18 protein-coding genes are annotated in these 21,586 nt (G+C 44.6%); 4 read left to right on the plus strand and 14 right to left on the minus strand.

Annotated elements, in window-relative coordinates:
- Positions 1-46: 46 nt before the first annotated feature.
- The 6 genes from R7Z77_RS08300 to R7Z77_RS08325 form a co-directional block, all read right to left on the minus strand.
- Positions 47-1,291, minus strand: coding sequence for an ABC transporter substrate-binding protein (locus R7Z77_RS08300; RefSeq protein ID WP_005373285.1), 1,245 nt, complete (start codon positions 1,289-1,291; stop codon positions 47-49).
- A gap of 45 nt (positions 1,292-1,336) precedes the next feature.
- Positions 1,337-2,404 carry a branched-chain amino acid ABC transporter permease gene (locus R7Z77_RS08305; RefSeq protein ID WP_005382737.1) on the minus strand — a complete coding sequence of 356 codons (1,068 nt, stop codon included), beginning with the start codon at positions 2,402-2,404 and terminating at the stop codon, positions 1,337-1,339.
- Between the two features lie 11 nt (positions 2,405-2,415).
- Entirely contained in the window at positions 2,416-3,309 is an 894-nt protein-coding gene (locus R7Z77_RS08310) for a branched-chain amino acid ABC transporter permease (RefSeq protein ID WP_005373295.1), read from the minus strand.
- Complete coding sequence (locus R7Z77_RS08315; protein WP_005373296.1) at positions 3,309-5,261, minus strand: long-chain fatty acid--CoA ligase; 1,953 nt, start codon at positions 5,259-5,261, stop codon at positions 3,309-3,311. Before R7Z77_RS08315 ends, R7Z77_RS08310 begins: the two co-directional genes overlap by 1 nt.
- The gene (locus R7Z77_RS08320) at positions 5,261-6,061 is read right to left on the minus strand and encodes an ABC transporter ATP-binding protein (protein WP_005373297.1); all 801 of its coding nucleotides are present in this window, start codon (positions 6,059-6,061) and stop codon (positions 5,261-5,263) included. Before R7Z77_RS08320 ends, R7Z77_RS08315 begins: the two co-directional genes overlap by 1 nt.
- A 242-nt stretch (positions 6,062-6,303) precedes the next feature.
- A complete protein-coding gene (locus R7Z77_RS08325; RefSeq protein WP_149192090.1) occupies positions 6,304-7,941 on the minus strand; it encodes an electron transfer flavoprotein-ubiquinone oxidoreductase in 1,638 nt (545 codons plus the stop codon).
- A gap of 155 nt (positions 7,942-8,096) precedes the next feature.
- Here R7Z77_RS08325 and R7Z77_RS08330 point away from each other — a divergent pair, with 155 nt between their 5' ends.
- The 3 genes from R7Z77_RS08330 (at position 8,097) to R7Z77_RS08340 (ending at position 11,886) form a co-directional block, all read left to right on the plus strand.
- On the plus strand, positions 8,097-8,849 hold the full coding sequence (locus R7Z77_RS08330) for an electron transfer flavoprotein subunit beta/FixA family protein (protein ID WP_005373300.1): 753 nt from the start codon (positions 8,097-8,099) through the stop codon (positions 8,847-8,849).
- Complete coding sequence (locus tag R7Z77_RS08335; protein WP_053349217.1) at positions 8,846-9,772, plus strand: electron transfer flavoprotein subunit alpha/FixB family protein; 927 nt, start codon at positions 8,846-8,848, stop codon at positions 9,770-9,772. The genes R7Z77_RS08330 and R7Z77_RS08335 overlap by 4 nt, the downstream gene beginning before the upstream one ends.
- A gap of 86 nt (positions 9,773-9,858) precedes the next feature.
- On the plus strand, positions 9,859-11,886 hold the full coding sequence (locus R7Z77_RS08340) for an acetoacetate--CoA ligase (RefSeq protein WP_064376642.1): 2,028 nt from the start codon (positions 9,859-9,861) through the stop codon (positions 11,884-11,886).
- Between the two features lie 177 nt (positions 11,887-12,063).
- Here R7Z77_RS08340 and R7Z77_RS08345 read toward each other — a convergent pair whose 3' ends face one another.
- Together R7Z77_RS08345 and R7Z77_RS08350 are read right to left on the minus strand one after the other, a co-directional pair.
- Complete coding sequence (locus R7Z77_RS08345) at positions 12,064-13,614, minus strand: alpha-glucoside-specific PTS transporter subunit IIBC (protein WP_064376650.1); 1,551 nt, start codon at positions 13,612-13,614, stop codon at positions 12,064-12,066.
- 55 nt (positions 13,615-13,669) lie between these two features.
- A complete protein-coding gene (locus tag R7Z77_RS08350) occupies positions 13,670-14,998 on the minus strand; it encodes a 6-phospho-alpha-glucosidase (RefSeq protein WP_005373308.1) in 1,329 nt (442 codons plus the stop codon).
- Positions 14,999-15,178: 180 nt separating this feature from the next.
- Here R7Z77_RS08350 and R7Z77_RS08355 point away from each other — a divergent pair, with 180 nt between their 5' ends.
- On the plus strand, positions 15,179-15,886 hold the full coding sequence (locus R7Z77_RS08355) for a GntR family transcriptional regulator (protein ID WP_054730587.1): 708 nt from the start codon (positions 15,179-15,181) through the stop codon (positions 15,884-15,886).
- A 19-nt stretch (positions 15,887-15,905) separates the two neighbouring features.
- Here R7Z77_RS08355 and mnhG read toward each other — a convergent pair whose 3' ends face one another.
- The 6 genes from mnhG to mbhE are packed head-to-tail and all read right to left on the minus strand — an operon-like array spanning position 15,906 to position 21,458.
- Positions 15,906-16,199, minus strand: coding sequence for a monovalent cation/H(+) antiporter subunit G (mnhG, locus tag R7Z77_RS08360; RefSeq protein ID WP_213916874.1), 294 nt, complete (start codon positions 16,197-16,199; stop codon positions 15,906-15,908).
- Complete coding sequence (locus tag R7Z77_RS08365) at positions 16,199-16,477, minus strand: cation:proton antiporter (RefSeq protein ID WP_005373317.1); 279 nt, start codon at positions 16,475-16,477, stop codon at positions 16,199-16,201. The genes mnhG and R7Z77_RS08365 overlap by 1 nt, the downstream gene beginning before the upstream one ends.
- Complete coding sequence (locus R7Z77_RS08370; protein WP_054865529.1) at positions 16,470-16,946, minus strand: Na+/H+ antiporter subunit E; 477 nt, start codon at positions 16,944-16,946, stop codon at positions 16,470-16,472. The genes R7Z77_RS08365 and R7Z77_RS08370 overlap by 8 nt, the downstream gene beginning before the upstream one ends.
- Positions 16,943-18,439: a Na+/H+ antiporter subunit D gene (locus R7Z77_RS08375; protein ID WP_213967565.1), complete on the minus strand. Its 1,497-nt coding sequence runs from the start codon at positions 18,437-18,439 to the stop codon at positions 16,943-16,945. The genes R7Z77_RS08370 and R7Z77_RS08375 overlap by 4 nt, the downstream gene beginning before the upstream one ends.
- Positions 18,436-18,789: a Na+/H+ antiporter subunit C gene (locus tag R7Z77_RS08380; protein WP_017633704.1), complete on the minus strand. Its 354-nt coding sequence runs from the start codon at positions 18,787-18,789 to the stop codon at positions 18,436-18,438. The genes R7Z77_RS08375 and R7Z77_RS08380 overlap by 4 nt, the downstream gene beginning before the upstream one ends.
- Entirely contained in the window at positions 18,789-21,458 is a 2,670-nt protein-coding gene (mbhE, locus tag R7Z77_RS08385; RefSeq protein ID WP_318136641.1) for a hydrogen gas-evolving membrane-bound hydrogenase subunit E, read from the minus strand. Before mbhE ends, R7Z77_RS08380 begins: the two co-directional genes overlap by 1 nt.
- Positions 21,459-21,586: the final 128 nt, after the last annotated feature.

Here is a 21,586-nt window from a genome sequence, read left to right on the forward strand (position 1 = left end):
CACCCATCTTTATTTTCAGTAGGCTTTGTTATTAATAAGTCGTAAATTAGTAACCTAGCCAATCGTCACGACGTGACAATGTCACCTGAGATACTTTCTTAATATCAACTGCGCCGCCATCGTTGTTGCCCATAAAGACGTTCACGGTTGTTGTGCCTCGGTGATCTTCCGGTTTCCAGTTCGCAGGGACACAAACACCTTCTAAGCCTTGTGGTACCCAGTTGTCATGGACATACATGCCCTTCTTGATGTTTTCACCTGTGATACCACCGTTGTCTTTCGCCCACTCCATCGCTTCTTTCATATAGAACGCAGAACAAATACCGCGAATGTAATGGTGAGTTCTGAATTCGCCCGGCTCTGATTCAGACTGCTTAGAAATCTCACGAACCAGCTTCATGCCTTCGTTATCGTCTCCCCAAAACGCCGTCATACCTGGGAAAACGTAATCTTTAAGGCCATCGCCTGCTGCTTCAAGCACTGGCTTGTCGCCGCCCCAAATGTTTGCCATGTACTGGAACTCTGTCCCAACCGTGTTACAAGACTTCACTAGTGAGATAACCGAGCTACCGATATTGGCAATGTAACCGTAGTTGGTGCCTGACTCTTTCAGCGACAAACATTGCGCTTTAAAGTCCCCTGGTTTTAGTGACACAACGACTGGGTTTTGCACATCAAAACCAAGCTCTTTGGCGTACTCTGCACACGCTTCTTTTGGCGCATTCGGGAATGGATGGTTATCGCCAATGTGCGTAAATTTCGGCGCACCTTGATTGCCCTTAGATTCCCAATCTTCTTTCGCCCACTTAACTAGCGCACGGCACGCATCTGAGTACGACGCACCATAAAAGAAATTATAAGGCGCTGGTTTCGCGGTTTTTGGGTTTTTGCCAGTTGGGTCAGTTAAGTGACCAGAGTAAGAAGCAGAGAACACCGGCACTTTGTCTTTGGTAACAAACGAAATAAGCGCTTCGGTATCCGCCGTACCCCAACCTTGCAGCGCAACCATGTCTTTACGCGCAACCCAACGTTTATAGTTAGAAATCGCCACTGGTACTTTGTACGCCATGTCTACTGTTTCAAATTCGAGCTCGGTACCGTTAATGCCACCGTTTTGGTTAATCCAACGCAATGCGTCTCGCACGCCAGAACCATAAGGCTTGCTCACATAGGCAGTTGGTCCAGAAAAGTCGACTAATTGCCCGACAAACACAGAATCTTTTGCCCAAGTTGCGGTAGTAAACAGTGCAGATGACAGCACCAACGTTGTCGCTAAATGTCCTTTGTTCATAACTCGTTGTCCTTGTTATTGAGGTATATTCCACTTAATTCCACGTTAATATGAGAACGGATAGTGTTTCCAATATGCTCGAATCTGTTGCCAGCGATGCGATAATCCTTGAGGTTCGAAAATAAGGAACAACATGATGACTAAACCAATCGCCATCTCTTTGAAGTAAGCCAGACCATCAGTGAAAGCGGTGGTATCACCAAACGCTGAAAGCCCCGTTACGCCAAACTCCAAAACTTCAGGCAGCAATACGATAAATATCGTCCCCATCAATGTGCCTTTGACTGAACCCAAGCCACCAATGATGATCATTGCCAAGAACTGGATAGACATCATGATGGTGAAGCCTTCTGCTGATACAAACCCTAGATAATGTCCGTAGAGTGCCCCCCCGATGCCTGCATAGAATGCACACACTCCAAATGAGAGCAGACGATACTTGGTTAGGTTGATGCCCATGATCTCTGCTGATAGATAGTGATCTCGTACTGAGACAAACGCGCGACCGTCACGAGAACGGATTAAGTTTGATGCCCACATATACATGAAGATCAGCGCAAACAGAGCGATGTAGAAGAAGCTTTCGTCAGTCGTAAACTCAAAGCCAAACAAATTAATTGGGTTCGCGCTTGCACCGTATGAGCCGCCACTGAACCAATCTGCGCGAGCAAAGAAGTCCTCTAGAATAAACTGCGCCGCCAACGTTGCGATAGCTAGATATAAACCTTTAATTCGAGCCGCTGGCAGACCAAACAGCATCCCCACAATCATGGTTAAGTAACCCGCAAGCGGAATCGCAAACACGACTGGAATGTTAAACTGGTTATTTAGCCAAGCCGATGCAAAGGCGCCAAAGCCAAAGAACGCACCGTGACCTAGCGAGATTTGTCCGGTAAAACCAACCAAAATGTTTAAGCCCAATGCCGCGATACCGAGGTATGCAATCTGAATAAACAGGTTTAGGAAGTAAATATCCAAGACCAGCGGTGCTGCCAGCATGGCGATGACACCAGCAATCGCAAGGCTTCTGATGGTTTTGGTTTCAAAAATTGGCGTATCGCTTTTGTATGTGGTTCGAAAATCCCCACATGGGCGCATGCTAAGTTGAGCCATGTTATTTCTCCTTAAATACGCTCAATATCTTTGGTACCAAACAGGCCATATGGCTTGAAGGCAAGAATGATTAACAGCACATAGAATGGTGCGATGTTGTACAGGTTACCCACTTGCAGGTATTGGCTATCAAAAAACTCAGCCAAGTTTTCTAGCACCCCGATGGTAATACCACCGACAATTGCGCCGACTACCGAGTCTAAGCCACCTAAAATAACGGCTGGGAAAACTTTGATACCAATAATGGATAGCGCGTCAGATACGCCGTTAACGATACCGATAACAATCCCTGCTGTTGCAGATACCATTGCCGAAATGGCCCAACTGATGGCGAACACTTTCTTGATGGAAATGCCAAGACTCTGGGCTACTTGCTGGTTGAATGCCGTTGCGCGCATTGCCAGACCCATTTTGCTGAATTTGAAGAACCAGTAGAACGCGCCCATGATGAGCATTGAGAAGATCAAGCTCAGAATGTAAGCAAACTCAACATTCAAACCTCCGATATTCACCACGTTAGTTTCGAACACTTGCGGGTACGACACAGCAGAGACACCGAATATCCACTTCATCAGCGCTTGGAAAAACATCGATAGACCAATGGTCACCATGATCACAGAGATAATCGGTTCACCAATCAACGGTCTGAGCACAATGGTTTGCACGGCGATACCAAAAATCATCATGAACGCGAGCGTGAGTAAAAAGCCTATAAAAAACGGTAACTGTAGGTGTACCAATGCCGCCCAACATACCCATGCGCCAATCAACAAGAACTCACCCTGAGCAAAGTTGACCACCTGGGTCGATTTGTAAATCAATACAAAGCACATGGCGACAACGCCATACAACATGCCAACGATCACGCCATTAATGACGAGTTGCAGTAATAAATCCGTATTCACTATGCGATCCTCCGTTGTTCGCTATCCACTAGTGTTGGCTCATGCTCAATAAGCGTTTCAATAACTAGCGACGTTTGAATGCGTGTTTTGGTGCCATCTTGATAAGTGATCACCGTATCGACATCGACTTTTGGATCGTCGCTGTAGATGGTTTCGATGATGTCTCCGTATTTCTCTGCAACCACACCACGGCGTACTTTACGTGTGCGAGTTAGCTCTCCATCGTCGGCATCCAGCTCTTTGTAAAGTAGAATGAATTTGCTGATCTTCTGTGCATCCGGTAGGGATTCGTTCACTTTTTGAACTTCTTCACGAATCGCTTGGTACACTTCTGGTTGAGCAGATAAGTTGGTGTAGTTGGTAAATGCCAAGCCGCGTTGCTCTGCCCACTTCGCGACGATCGCATAGCGAATACAGATGATGGCAGACAGCCAAGGTCGACCTTTACCTACCACCACGGCTTCTGCAATAAACGGCGAGAACTTGAGTTTGTTTTCGATAAACTGTGGCGAATAACGGTCGCCATGGCTGGTTTCCGACATATCTTTCAGACGATCAATCACCACCAAGTGACCGGAATCTTTAAAATAGCCCGCATCGCCTGTGTGCATCCAACCATCTTGAACATCTTCATCATATGCTGCTTGGTTGTTTAAGTAGCCAGTAAACATGCCTGTACTTTTCGCGATGATTTCACCAACGCCATTGCTGTCCGGGTTGATGACTTTCACTTCTGCATTATCAAACGCAACACCAACGGAATCGTAATCCACATCATCCGCTTGGTGCACGGTGTATGCGCCACACATTTCGGTCTGACCATAAAGCTGCTTAAGTGGCACACCAATAGCTTGTAGGTAACGGAAAGTATCCGGTCCCATCGCCGCACCGCCGGTTGCCGCAGATGTCAGGTTCGAAAACCCTAAACGGTCACGCAGAGCACGCAGAAGAATCCATTCAGCCAACTTAGAGCGTTTGCCCTGCTCCAGCGCTTTGTTGGCTAAGCTCATGCCCAGTTTGTACATCTTTTGCTTAAACGGTGTCGAATCCATCATTCGTGCAGACACGTCTGCCACAATGTTTTCCCACACACGTGGCGCTAACAGCACAAAGTTTGGACCGATTTCACGCAAGTCGGACATCATGGTTTCTTGTTCTTCCACAAAGTTAACGATTTGACGAGAAATCAACGCCTGACCAACCACGTAAACCTGCTCCATAATCCAAGGCAAAGGCAGAACAGAAACATAGTTGTCGCCTGGGGAACGAGGGTCTGCACGCAAGTAAGCCGCACAGTGATCCAAGAACGTGCCACTGTGTAGCTGAGCCAATTTTGGTTTAGAAGTCGTACCCGACGTAGTACAAAGAATTGAAAGATCGCTGCCTTTGGTTTCAACAACCATATTGAGATATTTGTCTGGGTCCGCTTTATCAATCAGCTGACCTTTTTTGTAGACCTGTTCAACATCAATTAATCTTGGATCATCGTATTTACGCATTCCACGAGGATCGCAGTAAATAATGTATTCAACGCTAGGAATTTCATCACCAAGCTCAAGCAGCTTGTCGCATTGCTCTTCATCTTCGGCAATCACGACTTTTGCTTTTGCATAGTTGATAAGGTACGCCACCTCTTCGTGCATAGAATCTTGATAGATGCCCAGCGAGAAACCTTTGATCGCATGTGCCGCTAACTCGCCCCATACCCATTCAGGGCGGTTATCACCTAGCAAACCAACGACATCTTGCTCACCAATACCCAAATCTCGTAGTGCCAGTGCCATCCACTTGACGCGGTTTTCATAATCCTTCCAAGTGAACTCTCGCCATATACCAAACTCCTTTTCACGCATTGCGACTTGTTCGGGCCAGTTCTTGGCATTGTGTTGCAACACTTTTGGAAAGGTATCTAAGCGGGTTATATCTGCCCAATCATTATGTTGCTGTGCCATTATGCACTCTCCTCTAATGTCGGTAACTCTTCGCCTAAGTACGCTTGTTTCACATGTGGGTTGGCCATCACTTCTTCAGGCTCACCCGTAGCAATGTGTTTACCGAAATCCAAAACCAAAACGCGATTAGAGATGTCCATGACCACGCCCATGTCGTGCTCAATCATGATGATCGTGATATCTAATTCTTCATTCAGATCCATGATGTAACGTGCCATGTCTTCCTTTTCTTCCAAGTTCATACCTGCCATTGGTTCATCAAGCAGCAGTAACTTAGGTTTTAAGGCAATGGCACGAGCAAGCTCTACACGCTTACGTAAGCCGTAAGATAGCGTGCCTGCAGTCGCTTTTCGGATGTGCTGGATTTCTAGAAAATCGATCACGTCTTCCACATATTTGCGGTGCGCCATCTCTTCTTTCTGCGCATTGGAGAACCAATAGAGTGGCCCCGTGACGAAGTTATTTTTCAGTAGGTGGTGTCGGCCAACCATGATGTTGTCCAGTACCGACATATGAGAAAAGAGCGCTAAGTTTTGGAAGGTTCTTCCCAGCCCTAACTCAGCTCGTTGGCTTGGTGTACGTTTAGTTACATCATCTCCAGCGAAGATTACAGAGCCTTTGTTTGGTGTGTATCGACCAGAGATGCAATTGAGCATTGAGGTTTTACCTGCACCGTTTGGACCAATGATTGAAAAAATTTCCTTTTCATTCACATGGAAGCTCACGTCAGTTAAAGCTTTCACCCCACCAAAAGCCAATGAAATATCGTTTACCTGCAACAGAGGCGATTCCGATACCATAGTTGATCTCCCTTTCGTTATTTTAAGTGCGTTCCATTGAGCACTATTTGATCAAACCTAACTTTGATACTGGTAACCGCTTTTACACCTATGCATCAACTTTGTATTCAGTTTACGTAAACGTCAATTTAAAATCAGAATAGTGCCTGAAAGATTAAGTTGCAATCGAGTTCATCGAGAAAGATTTGAACTAACGCAAACTTTAAGTAAATAAATTGTTAATAAAAATTATTCTCAAACGCTTACATATTTGGATAGTTCGGACCACCACCACCTTCTGGCGGAGTCCAGGTAATATTTTGACTTGGATCTTTGATGTCGCAGGTCTTACAGTGGATACAGTTGGCCGCATTTATTTGCAGCTCTGGCTGCTGCTCCCCCTGTACGATTTCATACACGCCAGCCGGACAATAGCGCTGTGCTGGCTCTGCATATAATTCAAGGTTCTGCTCAATAGGGATCCGCTGGTTCTCCAGTCGTAAGTGGCATGGTTGATCTTCCTCATGGAAGATATTGGATAGATAAACGGAAGAGAGGCGATCGAAACTTAACACGCCATCAGGCTTCGGATAGACAATTTCATTGCTGTTTTCCGCCAATAACAGAGACTGATGATCAGGCTTATCACAGCGGATATGCCACTTAGCTTTACCTTTTAATACGTTATGTTCCAGCAGCGCTAAACCACCGCCCAGCCACGATCCAAAGCGGTGGATTCCACTTGAGAAGTTACGTGCTTGATAAAGCTCTTCATACAGCCAAGACTGTTTGAAATGCTTTTGATAATCAGCAGTAACTGACTGACTCTCAAGGGCTTCACATACTGCTTCAGCGGCAAGCATGCCAGATTTCATTGCGGTGTGTGTGCCTTTGATTTTAGCGCCGTTAAGTGTTCCTGCATCACAGCCAATTAACAAGCCACCAGCAAACTGCTGCGTGGGAAGCGAATGAAAGCCGCCCTTGGTGATCGCTCTCGCGCCATAGCTAATACGCTTCCCATTTTTGAGGTATTGCTCAATCAACGGGTGGTGTTTAAAACGTTGAAACTCATCAAATGGACTCAAGTGCGGATTCTTATAATTCAAGTCAACAATCAACCCGACGGCAACTTGGTTTCCCTCTAAATGGTAGAGATAACTGCCACCTGTGGCTTCGTTTGATAACGGCCAGCCTAATCCGTGCACTACTAAACCTTGCTGATGCTGCTCTGATGGGATTTCCCACAGCTCTTTAAAACCGATAGCGTAATGTTGAGAAGTTTTCTCTTCAGCAAGATTAAATCGGTTAATCAACTGCTTACCGATATGCCCCCGTGCGCCTTCAGCAAATAAGGTAAACTTCGCTCGCAGTTCAATACCAGGTTCGAAATTTCCTTTTTGTTCACCATTTTTGTCTAACCCCATATCGCCCGTGATCACGCCACAAACACGACTATCTTCATCGATGATCGCTTGACTGGCGGTAAAACCTGGGTAGATCTCCACCCCCAAGTTCTCAGCCTGCAACGCCATCCATCGGCATAGACTGCCCAAACTTATGATGTAATTACCTTTGTTATGTAACGTATTCGGCACCGCCCAAGAAGGCAGTTCATGACCATTGATGTCATTGCCTAGATAGTAGGTTTTATCTTGGTTTACTTTGGTATTGAGCGGAGCGCCTTTCTCTTTCCAGTCGGGAAAAAGCTCATCCAAACTTCGCGTTTCAAACACCGCGCCCGATAAAATATGCGCTCCAACTTCAGAACCTTTTTCTACCACGCAAACAGAGAGGTCTTGTTTTTTTTCTGCTGCTAATTGTTTGATTCGGCATGCCGCAGACAAGCCTGCGGGACCTGCGCCTACAATCAGAACATCAAATTCCATGCAGTCTCTTTCCATGATTGCATTCCTTTTTCTTTGCATGTTGCCAACTTGTTAATCAACAATATATTTAAAGTTGACGCAAACGTAAAGGTAAATTAACATCATTTTAAAGACGTCATCACATCGTCTTCACTGTTAACACATAGTCTTCACTGTAAAAGGAATCTAACGTGAAAATACTAGTGCCAATCAAAAGGGTCATTGATCCCTACGTTAAAGTTCGCGTGAAAGCGGACCATAGCGATGTTGAAACCAATAACGTCAAGATGACGATTAATCCATTTTGCGAAATAGCCGTTGAAGAAGCCGTACGACTAAAGGAGCAAGGTATTGCAGATGAAGTTATCGTTGTCAGTGCCGGCGGTAGCCAGTGTCAGGAGCAACTACGTACTGCGCTTGCGTTAGGTGCCGATCGCGCTATTCATATCGATACTGAAGACAAAATAGAGCCATTGGTCGTCGCTAAGCTGCTCAAAGCTCTGGTTGAGCAAGAACAAGCGCAGCTTGTGATTACGGGTAAACAATCCATTGATACTGACAACAACCAAGTTGCTCAGATGCTGGCTGCCCTACTTGACTGGCCTCAAGCAACTTTCGCTTCCGACGTGAAGATAGAAGATCAAAAAGTTCAGGTCGTGAGAGAAGTGGACGGCGGCTTGATGACGGTCGCGATGAACTTACCTGCGGTGATCAGTACTGACTTACGCCTGAATGAACCGCGTTTTGCCTCTTTGCCTAATATCATGAAAGCTAAGCGCAAGCCGTTAGATACCATCACACCTGACAGTCTGGGTGTTGAAGTGGTATTTAGCCAAACCATTCAAGAAATCACACCGCCAGCGCAAAGAAAAGGTGGCATCAAGGTTGAATCTGTCTCAGAGCTTCTCGATAAGCTGCGTAACGAAGCGAAGGTGATTTCATGAAGAACTTAATCATAGCAGAGCATGACAATAACCAATTGCATGCGGACACACTCAAAGTGGTTAATGCAGCAAAACAAGTCAGCCAAGACAATGTTTTGATCGTAGTGGGCCACCAGTGTGAAGAAGTCGCTCAGCAAGCTTGTCGCGTTGATGGTATATCAAACGTAATTTGTGTCGATGATGAGCAACTTAAGCATCAATTTGCCGAGAGTATCGCACCTATTGTAGTGAGTATTGCTGAAGGTTTTGACGCAATCTGGGCTAGCTCATCATCAAAAGGGAAAGACCTTGCACCTCGAGTAGCAGCGAAGTTCGGCGTTGGGCAAATTTCCGATATTGTCCAAGTTATCGATGAAAACACTTTTATCCGCCCTATTTACGCAGGAAACGCATTTGCCAAAGTGACCACCAGCGACAAGGTTCGCGTCATCACCGTGCGCGCGTCTGCGTTTGAGCCGGTTACTTGTCGCAACCAAGCTGATATTAAGCATCAGCAGGTCACTATCTCAGCTCCAATGGTTGAATTGGTTTCTGTCGATAAAACCGTGTCAGAACGTCCTGAATTAAGCGCGGCAGAGGTGGTTGTGTCAGGTGGACGCGGGGTCGGTAGCAAAGAGAACTTCGCGTTGATCGAACAAGTGGCCGATAAACTAGGTGCTGCCATTGGCGCTTCTCGCGCGGCGGTTGATGCCGGGTTTGTTGCCAACGACTTACAAGTGGGTCAAACCGGTAAAATCGTTGCACCTAAGCTTTATATAGCGGTTGGGATTTCCGGTGCCATCCAGCATCTTGCAGGAATGAAGGAATCCAAAGTGATTGTCGCGATCAACAAAGATCCAGAATCTCCTATCTTTGAAGTTGCCGACTATGGATTGGTTGGTGATTTATTTGAGGTACTACCTCAGCTTGCCGAACAACTTTAAACGATCAGATAAGGGGCGAACACTGCTATGTTCGCCCCTTTATTTTGTTTTGGTCATATTCAAAAGAATTGAAATTAGAGGGACCTATGCCAAATTCTACACCTATTTGGTCACCATCTGCTGAGCGCGTCAGCAATAGCAACTTATTACGGTTCATTGAAAAGGTTAATAAAGACAAAGCCGAAGGTGCCGTAATCAACAATTACCCGTCTCTACACCATTGGTCCATTGAGCACAATGATGAATTTTGGCGACATACTTGGCAGTTTTGCAACGTAATCGGAGATATGGGTTCGCAAATCAAGAGCCTTGGCAGTCCCAAATGGACACAAACAGGTTCTAGTCATCACCATGTAAATAGAGACACAGTATGGTTTGCTGACGCCACGCTGAACTACGCAGAGAACCTCCTATCTCAGGCTGAACAAGCACCAGAGCGTGAGTTTATTGTTTTTAGCAATGAAAGCGGTGAACACCGACAACTCACCGGTAAACAGTTGCTTGAACAAGTTTCCGCCATTCAACAATGGCTACTCAATTGTGGTGTCGGTAAAGGCGATGTCGTTGCGGGTTATTTGCCCTACCTTCCTGAAACCGTTATTGCCATGCTGGCCACCACCAGTCTTGGTGCCATTTGGACTTCAACCTCTCCTGATTTTGGTATCGATAGTGTCGTAGAGCGTTTTGGTCAGGTCAAGCCGAAAGTTCTTTTTTGCTGTGATGGCTACCAGTTCGGAGGCAAAGCTTTCGATATGACGGACAAGAACACCACTCTTAGTAGTAAGTTAAGCAGTGCCTCCGAAGAGACTACTATTAGCGTATGCCAAATCGAATATTTACAAAACGCTGAAAGTGCTAGCACTTCTGAGTTTGTTTCTTGGTCCGATATTACTCACGACTTTTCTCCACAATCAATTCAATATCAATCAGTACTGTTTAATGACCCGTTATTCATTTTGTATTCTTCTGGTACAACAGGTCAACCTAAGTGTATTGTCCATTCCGCAGGCGGTACCTTGCTCAATCACCTCAAAGAACATCAACTGCATTGCGACATCAAATCGCAAGACAAGGTTTTTTACTACACAACATGTGGTTGGATGATGTGGAACTGGCATGTTTCCGCTCTTGCGAGTGGTGCAGCCTTAGTGATTTACGACGGTAGTCCGGTTTACCCTGATCACTCCGTCTTATGGCGATTAGCTGAAGAACATAACGTGTCGCTGTTTGGTACTTCAGCGAAATACTTAGAGGCACTGGAGCAGGCGAACTGCTCTCCAAAACTAGAACATAACCTGAAGTCACTCAAAACTCTGTGCTCAACTGGTTCGGTGCTTTACCCAGAACAATTTAATTATGTCTATCAGCACATCAAGCAGGACTTGCATCTCGCTTCTATCGCTGGCGGCACGGATATTTGCGGATGCTTTGTACTTGGAAACCCTATTTCACCAGTTTACAAAGGTGAATGCCAAGGCGCAGGGCTGGGAATCGACGCACGTGTTCTAGAGGATGGTGGACATACTATTACGCAAAAACGCGGCGAACTGACTTGCAATAACTCGCTACCTAACTTCCCTATTGGCTTCTGGAACGACAACGGCGAACGTTATCACAACGCTTATTGGAGCAAGTTTACCGATATCTGGCACCATGGCGACGATGTGATGCAAACCGAACATGGCGGCTTTATTTTTTATGGCCGTAGTGACGCAACCTTAAATCCAGGCGGCGTACGAATCGGTACCGCTGAAATCTACCAACAAGTGAACGTGCTACCCGAGGTTGAAGACTCCATCGCTGTCGGCAAGTTAAACCAGCAGTCTGAAGAAATCTGGTTACTAGTAAAACTCGCTCACAACGTCGAGTTAACCCAACAACTCACCGATTCAATTCGCCAAACATTGAAAACAAAATGTTCACCACGCCATGTCCCACGACAAATTTTTGCTATCAGTGATATTCCTAAAACGCGCTCAGGCAAATTGGTTGAGCTAGCAGTGAAACAATTGGTAAACGGACAAGCTGTAAAAAACATTGGTGCTATTGCTAACCCAGAAGTGCTGGAAGAAATTAAAACGCTTTTCAACATAGAAGGCGCCACCGTCACTTAGAGACCCAACAAGTCTTCCCACAATACAGACGGGTATAACCTAACTATATTTTAGCTCGCTCGATAACTCCTCCCCACTTTCGTGGAAACTGAGCGAAATATGCTTCATGTACACAAAAAAGGTGAGATAATTCTATCTCACCTTTGAGCCATATGAGCTGGAGCATTAGTTTGGGGGTTAAGCTTTTATCAGTTGGCTCATATCTTCGCGAACTTGTGGCACCGTTAAACCAACGATGATTTGAAGGCTCTCTTGATTTCTAACAATATTCACCGCTCCGTGCTGTGTGAAAAATGCGTTCTCCTTTACTAGAGAGACATCTTTAACTTTAACACGCAGACGCGTCGCGCAATTAGTTAACAAGTCAATGTTTTCTTTTCCACCCAAACCTTCAATAAAGGCACTAGCTTGTGACGGACTTGCGCTACTGTTATGGACCTCTTTCGCTTCTTTGTAGTCAGCTTTGGAATACAACTTACTATCTGCACCTTCACGTCCCGGAGTAAGTATGTTGTATTTTAAAATAAGCGCGCGAAACGTAACAAAGTAAACACCAGTAAACATGAGACCAATAATAATCTGAATCACGTATGTTCCTGCATGGTTACCAGCCAAAGGCAACCAGTTTTGGAAAATGAAGTCTATCAAGCCAGTCTGAAAGTTACCGGAAACACCAAACATAAAGGCGATCGTTGCCATTGTCGCAGATAACAACGCATGCAAAGCAAACAGCGCAGGTGCGATAAATAAGAATGTAAACTCTATTGGTTCGGTGATCCCTGTAAGAATTGCTGTGATTGCGGCTCCGAGCACTAACCCCATCACCATCTTTTTATTTTCTTTTTTCGCAACTGAATAGAGTGCTAGTGCGATACCCGTACAACCAAACACTTTACCCATTCCCGTCAACATCAAACCACCCTGAGGAAATTGTGTCGTTAAACTTTCCGAGCTCTGGGCGAATGTCTGTATATTTTGAATCCAATAGGCAACCGTCCCGCCATCGACTGCAACTGGCCCATAAAAAACGGGACCATATACGAAATGATGCAATCCCGTTGGTATCATGATTCGCTCTAAAAACGTAAATAGCCATACCCCTAACGATCCAGCAGAAACCAAAAATGATTGCAGATTGTTAATACCATGCTGAATACTTGGCCAAGTCAAACAAGTTAGAATTGCCATCACGACCATAATGGGGAAACTAATGATCACAACCAATGGCGTTCCGCCAAATACAGCCGCCCAATCCGGTAGCTTTTTATCAAAGAATCGGTTGTGAACCCAAACAGAGAGACTTGCAATTAAAATGGCACCTAGCAAGTTGGTATCAAGCGTTAGAATGCCACCAACTTCAGTCAAACCTCGCTCACCTTCCGTATAGTTAACGCCCAGTTCTGGCCCCCAAAATTGAAGGATTCCACCAATAACGTAGTTATACGTAATGTAGGAAACGAGTGTTGCAAGTACAGCGCGACCAGATGCTTTTTTAGCTAAAGCGATAGGTAACCCAACGGCAAAAATAAGTGCCATATTTTTAAATACAGCGAGAGATGCCTGTAAAATGATCGTCGAGACTTTAACCCAAGCACTCCCCTCTAGTGCCCAAGGAAACACTTCTTGATTTAACAGCACAACAGAGAAACCCAATAACATGCCCGCTGCTGGAAATAATAGAACGGGAACAAACATCGCGGCCCCGAACCTTTGAATAATGTCTTTCATATAAACCTCTTGTTTCATTCACGGAGCCTACAAGTAGGCCCCGAACGTCCAGTTGTTATTGAAAAAATTGAGGAAGGTAGGCTTTATTTTCTTCTAGTAATTGTTTTGTTATTTCTTTAGCTTTTGGCACATTAACCACGGTACGGTTAAGTGTGAGTGCATTAATCAGCTTTTGCTGACTTCCTTCGTACCAAGCATCCACGACTAATTTCTCGTAACCAAGTTGGCTCTCAATCATGGCTTTTTGGAAGGTTGGGATTTTTCCTACAGTAAAAGCTTTCGGTCCATCACTAGTTAGCGCAGCTGGAACTTCTACCATGGCGTCATTTTGTAAATTTGTAATAGCACCATTATTCGGTACGATGACGAGATACACATCGCTCAAGTTGTAGGCAAGCGAAGCCGCGACTCTCACCATGTATCGACCATGGATATCGGCATGCAGTGTTTCGTGCTTCGTGGTGCCCGCTTCAATTATTCTTGCGTTCAATTCGAACACTCGTTTTTCACGGCCGTTAATTACCTGCCTTGCGCGAGTATTATTGATATCCTCTTTCGCCACCATTTTTTCAGGGTACAAATAGTATTGAAGATACGTATTCGGCAAAAACTCTGGATTATCAGCAAGCATTGTTCTCATGTTTTTGAATGTGGCTTGCCACGATGGGTCATCCGCTATTTCCGCATCAACCGCACTGATCCCTTCTTTTAGGATGATATTTTTAATTTTATCCGTTAAGTCTTCACCCTGTTTGTTACGAATTTTGGTAAACCAGCCATAGTGATTAAGCCCAAAATATTCAGGAACAAAGTCCCAAATTTCACACCCTAACAATTGCGCATAGCTGACCATAATCGCTGCTGGCATATCACAAATATTTAGAATTCGCTTATCATGCGGAAATTCACGATTTAAAGCTTCAGCGACAATTGCCGCTGGGTTGGTGTAATTAAGAATCCACGCATCTGGACACGTTTGTCGGATCTCGTTCACTAGCTGGATCATATCGCCGATAGAGCGAAGTCCATATGCCATTCCTCCCGCGCCACATGTCTCTTGCCCAACACAAGAGTTGGATAGCGGGATTTGTTCATCGCGCTCGCGCATGGCCAACCCACCAGTGCGGATCTGTATAAAGAAAAAGTCCGAATCTGCGAATGCGACAGATTTATCCGTTGTATAAACAAACTCTTCAACTTCTGGATAGTGTTCTCGCAATAGAATTTCAGTAGCTAATGCATTCGACTCTTGGCGTTTCTCATCTATGTCGTAAAACACGACTTTTGCGAGTGGAAAGTTATCTTTTTCGGCAATAAGGCTGTTCATCATACCAAGTGTGTATGTACTGCCAGCACCAACAATCGTTAATTTTTGACGTTTCATTTCGCTACCTCAAATGTTTATCCTGAAAATGTATAAAGTAAGTATTAATACTTTTATGATACATTTAAAGTATAAGCACAAAGATACGAGATAAAAATCACACAAAGATCCTAAGGAAAAGTATTAACTACATCTCAGATCACATTCTTGCTATCATGATCCAAGACTTAGCGAGGTATTATGAAACCCAAATACATAGACATTGCGGAACGATTAGAAAAAAAGATCAAAGATGGGGAACTACAACCGAAATCGATGCTTCCAAAAGAGAGTGATTTGCAAGAAGAGTTTTCCGTAAGCCGCGTAACCATCAGAAAAAGCTTACAAATTCTGGTCGACAATAATTTAATTAGTCGGACAAGAGGTAGTGGAACTTATGTAAACGATCTAAAAGCCCAACATGATGCCTTACATTTGCTGGGTTTTATCGAGGAAGTCAGTAAACAGGGGAAAACGCCTAGCTCTCAAGTCATAAAGTTCGAACTTAAAAAGCCGAATGAGCAGGTTGCTAAGCAGTTAAATCTCTCGCCCAATGATGATACATATGAAATACATAGACTCAGATGTATTAATGATGAGCCTGAAATTTACGAAGTCACTCATATGCCAGCAATGTTATTTCCAGACTTGAGCATAGCCATAATGAATGGTTCTAAATATGAGTACATTGAAAATAGCAAAGGATTGAAAATTGCGAAAAGCAGTCAGTCTGTCAAACCGTACTTGTTAGATGCAGAGACGGCCTCATACCTGAATGAATCAGAAGCTTCCCCTATTCTAAAAGTTGAGTCCACTGGTTACCTAGAAGATGGTCGTGCATTTGAATATACCGTCAATTACTTCCGACTTCATCAATACAGCTTCGAGTTTATTTCAACTAGGGCGTAGTACTATTCGACGCTAATGGTTAATCATTACGCCAAATCTTATATCCGACCTCTCGCATTGCTCTGCCGAGCAGGTGGGAGGCGACTGGCGCAGTGAGAACGATAAACAACATCGTACCGATAACCCGAGAGATCACGGTAACTTCAGGGAGTGAGAAAGCGACCGCTAATAACAAGCAGCTCACTCCGACAGTTCCAGCTTTGGTCGCTGCATGCATTCGGGTATACAAATCAGGAAGCCTCAGAACACCTAGACTTGCAATCAAGGTCAACAATGTTCCTAAGCATAAAAATAGTCCAATCAACACGTCCATTATTCTTTCTCCTTTCTTTTAACGATCAAACGTGCAAATGCGATCGTGCCGAGAAATGCAACCAAACCTAATGTAATGGCGATATCTAACAGAGCGTCCTCACCGCTGTCTAAGGTGTAAACCGTAATAAATCCGATAGTGATAAATGAAATCAGATCTAACGCCACAACTCGATCAGCTAGCGTTGGTCCTAGAATTAAACGAGCAAAAGCCATAACAAAGCTGAGTAGTAGCCCAGAATAGGCAAAAGTGACCGTTATTTGCAGCCAACTATCCACGCGTCACCTCCAAAATTCGATGCTCTAACCCATCTTTAATTCCGCGAATAACCTCTTCATGTTCAGGTGCAAACATGGCATGAACGATAAGATACTTTTTATCAGCCGTAACATCCAAACTAAGCGTGCCCGGTGTTAAAGAAACCATGTTCGCCAGTAATGAGATTTCTAGATCAGAATCGACCTCCAGAGGGACATAAACGATATCAGGCTGACTCAAATGAGTAGGTGTCACAACGTCCCACACCACTTTCGCAACCGATATAACCATTTCATAAGCGAAGTACATCAATAACTTCAATGCAGATGCAAAACGTTGAAAATAGCTCGTTTTCAATCCAAATGGTTGACTCAACCTTAAAGCAAAAAAACCGACCGTAAATCCGACAACAAAATTCAGACTCGAATAGCTGCCATTAAGCATCATCCACGCTAACGCTAAGAAAAAATTGAGGAATAGATAGATCATGTATTTCCTCCTAACACCACTCTGATGTATTCAGTCGGATTTAACAGTTGTTCTGCAGCTTGAACGGAAAATTGATAAAAAGGCTCCGCCACTAAGCCAATGATTAGCGTCAACGTCGTCAATACAATAATTGGAACGCAGTACAACCAATGTACTTTGGCCTGCAGAGTCTGTTCTGGCTTCTCTCTAAATGGCTTTTTCCAAAATGCCTCACTCCAAATTTTCGTCATCGAGTAGACAGTAAGCAACCCCACCAATAACGCGGTACCTGCTAACCAGTAATATTCAGCCTGTATGCTCGACTTGATGACCAATAGCTTTCCCCAGAAACCCGATAGCGGTGGAAAACCGGCCAGAGAAAACGCAGGCACAAGAAACAAGAACGCCAACCAAGGCATAGCTTTATATACCCCACCCAAATGTTCAAGTTGACTAGAGCCATATTTGCGCTCGATGAATCCACCTATTAAGAACAAATTCGCTTTTACAATGATGTGATGAACAATGTAGAAAATGGCACCGGCTAAAGCTAAGGGAGTGTAAATAGCCAACCCCATGATCATATAGCCTATTTGGCTAATAATATGAAAAGAAAGAATTTTCTTAATGTCGAATTGGCTAGCCGCTCCTAAAACGCCCGTTAACATGGTTAGCCCTGCGACCCAAATTAACGTCGGTTGCCAGCCACTCTCGGCGAGCGGAAATACTAAGGTGAAGACTCTTATCAACGCGTATACACCGACTTTAGTAAGCAACGCGGCAAACAGTGCCACCACACCGCTTGGTAACGTGTGATAAGAAGCTGGCAACCAAGCAAATAAAGGAAAGAGTGCCGCTTTAATAGAAAAGGCAAACAAAAATAGCGCGGACAGCATCATGTTGATGCTCAATTCATTTTCCCCTACTTTGGTGTAGAGATCGGCCAAGTTCAAGGTGCCCGTTGCGCCATACAACAAGCCGATAGCAAGCAAAAATACCAGCGTCGAAATCAGGTTCAACATCACGTACTTTACTGCACCATCAACTTGAGTTTTCGTTGCATCTAACACCATTAAACCAAATGATGAAATGAGCATGACCTCAAACCAAACATACAGATTAAAAATATCTCCAGTCAGGAAAGCACCATAAACGCCAGCAAGCAACACGTGCATTAACGCATGGTAATTGCTATAGGAGGGCTTTCGGTGAAGGTCCGCCATCGCGTAGAAAACACATATCGCACCAATCACCGCCGTTATCATCACCATAGCAACGCTGAGGTAATCTGCGACAAACACGATACCAAATGGCGCACTCCACTGACCAAAAGCAACGGCTTGAATACCATTACTTATGATGTTTTCTGTGAGAAAGCCCGCAACGAAAAGGTTCGAAGTCGCACTTACACCGCTCAACCACTCAACACTTTTTGTTGAGCGACGGACGAAGAAGATAGTCAACGCCGTACTCAGCGAGAGAACAACCGGTAACGTAAGCAAAATCGAACTCATTGACCCTCCTCAGAACGTTGCATTTCATCGACGTTTGCAGTTCCAGTGTCTTTATAAGCTCGATAGAACAGCATTAAAGCAAAAATAAGTAGTCCAAAACCGATGACTATCGCAGTTAAGATAAGCGCTTGAGGTAAAGGATTTGCCGCGCTATCTGGTGGTAAAAGAGCATTATCGCCAATCAATGGCGGCTCTCCGGGCGTCAGCCTTCCAGCGGTAAAAATAGCAAGGTTAACCGCACTACTGAGTAACATGATGCCGAACAAAAGGCGCAAGATATGCTTTTCAAGCATTAAATAAACACCTGCTGCGACAAATACTCCAACGACAACACTCCAGACTATTTCCATCACTCTAGCTCCTCATTAATACGAAGCAGCATACCCATCACGCCACCTATAACGGCAAGGTAAACACCAACATCAAAAACCAATGGCGTCCCTAGTGGTATCACGTCTTTCCACCACAGTCCGGTCAAAAACGGTTTATCAAACGCAAAGCTCAAAGCACCAGAAACTAAGCTCAATGCGATGCCAGATAACGCAATGAGAAACGGTTTGAAATACAACCTAGAACGAACGTATTTCGGTGATTCCGCGAACATGAGAAGTGATAAACCAATAACGGCAATCAACGCACCAATAAAGCCACCACCCGGTTCGTTATGACCACGTAACAACAGATACACTGAAAATACGAGCATGAGTGCCGAAACAATGTGTGCCGTGGTTGCAAAAATTAATGATTGGATACGATTTTGCTTTTTCGCTCTTGTCTTAAGCAAACTCACTGCAGCAATCCCTGCAATAACAACGACAACAACTTCTCCCAATGTATCAAATGCGCGAAAGTCGACCAGAATAACGTTAACAATGTTTCGCCCATGTCCACCCGGGACACTGTTTTCTGCAAAGAAATCTGACACCGAAGAGTCCATCGGCTGAGACGTGATTCCTAACAAAAGTAAAGTAACCGAAACACCTATCACACCTGCTATGCAAATATTCGCTACTTTACGTTTTATTGAATGCTTAGGCACGGTGGTTAGACGTGGCATATGACGCATTAACAATGCAAGAAAGACCACCATTAATGTTTCCACTAACAGTAAAGTCTTCGCAACGTCCGGGGCGCTATAAATCATAAAAACAAGCGTGGTCATGAAGCCAATCATACCAAGCGCAGAAATCGCAAGAAGTCTTGCGTGGGACAACGTACATACGAGCGCAGCACCAATCAACAATAATGCAATACCAATCTCATAGAAAGTGACACTTGAAAGTTCGCCAACCAAAGGCAGAGGAATAAGCGCTACCTGACTCAGTAACGCAACGGCAAGTACCGTGAAAAATAATAGGACATAGCGACTCAATTTCTTTTGCTGTAACCGCGCCGTTTGCCACTTCGCCACTGTCATCATGCCATCTAATAGTCGTTCAAAAATATTCTCCGCTTTGGGGACGAATAGATGTGGCCGCTGAAAAAATGCAGACACAGTAGGATAAACACGGTACACCACATACCCCAACGCTAGCGTAATAACGCTTAACACTAACGGTACATTCACGCCATGCCATAGTGATGTCTCTTTAAGAGTTGCTGTGGGCAGAATGTCAGCAGAGCCCGGAAAAATAATATTGCGATCTAACCAATTCAAACCGAATAACGGAACTAGGAGGCTGCCAACTGCCAAGAGCAAAGGCGAGATCCACATGGCTTTTTTTGTCTCAACTGGCTTAGTTTCAATCGGCACGAGATCACGGCGAGCAAAGAATGGTCTCGCAATAAGCATAATGGTTAGCGCGACCATCAGTATATTCACGATTAAAAGTACAAAGGCGATCCAGTTATTGAGCTCTACTGCGGACTTGTACATGTATTCTTTGCTCAAAAAGCCTAACAACGGCGGGAACCCCGCTTTAGACAATGCAGCCAAACTCCCCGCAACCATGCTGATGACGAGAACTGACTTCAGGCCGTACAATTGATCAATATCTCGTGTTCCTGTCGCTTTGTCGATATTACCCACCACCATAAACAGCGCAGCTTTATAGAAAGAGTGAGCGAGAATAAACATCAATACTGCACTAACGGCCAAATCTGTGCCCATACCTAGTAATAATGTTAATTTACCCAAAGCAACATTCGTGCTGTAGGCTAGCATCAGCTTCAAGTCAGTTTGTTTTAATGCGACAAATGTGCACCAAATGGCCGTGATACTCCCAGTGATGACTAAAGCATAAAACCAGATCTCGCTGTGGGCATAAACTGGCGATAAACGTGCTAATAGGTAAATGCCTGCCTTTACCATTGTTGCCGAGTGTAAATACGCACTGACCGGAGTGGGAGCTGCCATCGCGTTAGGTAGCCAAAAATGAAACGGGAATTGCGCAGATTTAGTAAATGCACCGAGTAGTATGAGCACTAGAGATGGGATAAACCATTCATGCTGCGCAATAGTGTCTGCCTGCTCGATAATGGTATTTAGCTCATAACTCCCTGCCATTGCTCCCAGCAAGATAAGACCAGCTAGCAACGCTAGTCCACCAGCACCAGTAACAATCAGCGACTGCAAGGCGTTTTTCCGAGACGTTTTATTTTCGTGATTAAACCCGATCAGTAAATAAGAAGTGATGGTGGTGAGTTCCCAGAAAACAAATAACAACAGAATGTTATCGCTCATCACAATCCCTAGCATGGCAAGCATGAATAGGGTTAGATACAAATGAAAGGAAAACCGGCTATCACTTTCTCGTAAATAAGCCAAAGCGTAGATTTGAATCAGTGCGCCAATCCCACTGATCAGTCCCGCAAAAAGAAATGAAAGACCATCTAATCTAAAGCTAAGGTTGATATCGAGGCTTGGTATCCATTCCGCATTCCAGCTCACGCCTGCAGGAGTATAGATATAGAAGAGAAAAGAGAAGATTAAAACTGGCAGCGCAGGGAAAATCAGTAAGACCAACTGATTATCTAGGTTTTTCGGCAGGTTTTCTTTACCCGTTATGTTATTCAACATCGCAGCCCATTCGTTATTATAAGAAGGTACGCCCTATTCGGCGCAAATGACAAACTCCACTGTATTGTTTTAACCCAAGCGCTTCAAAAACGATCATGAAACCAAGGGAAAAGTAGCAAACAGTAATC

The organism is Vibrio sp. 1401 (assembly GCF_033340295.1).

Excerpts from the sequence above, each read along its gene's own strand:
- R7Z77_RS08300 (WP_005373285.1), bottom strand. The coding sequence starts at position 1,291 with ATGAACAAAGGACATTTAGCGACAACGTTGGTGCTGTCATCTGCACTG.
- R7Z77_RS08305 (WP_005382737.1), bottom strand. The coding sequence starts at position 2,404 with ATGGCTCAACTTAGCATGCGCCCATGTGGGGATTTTCGAACCACATAC.
- R7Z77_RS08315 (WP_005373296.1), bottom strand. The coding sequence starts at position 5,261 with ATGGCACAGCAACATAATGATTGGGCAGATATAACCCGCTTAGATACC.
- R7Z77_RS08320 (WP_005373297.1), bottom strand. The coding sequence starts at position 6,061 with ATGGTATCGGAATCGCCTCTGTTGCAGGTAAACGATATTTCATTGGCT.
- R7Z77_RS08325 (WP_149192090.1), bottom strand. The coding sequence starts at position 7,941 with ATGGAAAGAGACTGCATGGAATTTGATGTTCTGATTGTAGGCGCAGGT.
- R7Z77_RS08335 (WP_053349217.1), top strand. The coding sequence starts at position 8,846 with ATGAAGAACTTAATCATAGCAGAGCATGACAATAACCAATTGCATGCG.
- R7Z77_RS08340 (WP_064376642.1), top strand. The coding sequence starts at position 9,859 with ATGCCAAATTCTACACCTATTTGGTCACCATCTGCTGAGCGCGTCAGC.
- R7Z77_RS08345 (WP_064376650.1), bottom strand. The coding sequence starts at position 13,614 with ATGAAAGACATTATTCAAAGGTTCGGGGCCGCGATGTTTGTTCCCGTT.
- R7Z77_RS08350 (WP_005373308.1), bottom strand. The coding sequence starts at position 14,998 with ATGAAACGTCAAAAATTAACGATTGTTGGTGCTGGCAGTACATACACA.
- R7Z77_RS08355 (WP_054730587.1), top strand. The coding sequence starts at position 15,179 with ATGAAACCCAAATACATAGACATTGCGGAACGATTAGAAAAAAAGATC.
- mnhG (WP_213916874.1), bottom strand. The coding sequence starts at position 16,199 with ATGGACGTGTTGATTGGACTATTTTTATGCTTAGGAACATTGTTGACC.
- R7Z77_RS08370 (WP_054865529.1), bottom strand. The coding sequence starts at position 16,946 with ATGATCTATCTATTCCTCAATTTTTTCTTAGCGTTAGCGTGGATGATG.
- R7Z77_RS08375 (WP_213967565.1), bottom strand. The coding sequence starts at position 18,439 with ATGAGTTCGATTTTGCTTACGTTACCGGTTGTTCTCTCGCTGAGTACG.
- R7Z77_RS08380 (WP_017633704.1), bottom strand. The coding sequence starts at position 18,789 with ATGGAAATAGTCTGGAGTGTTGTCGTTGGAGTATTTGTCGCAGCAGGT.
- mbhE (WP_318136641.1), bottom strand. The coding sequence starts at position 21,458 with ATGTTGAATAACATAACGGGTAAAGAAAACCTGCCGAAAAACCTAGAT.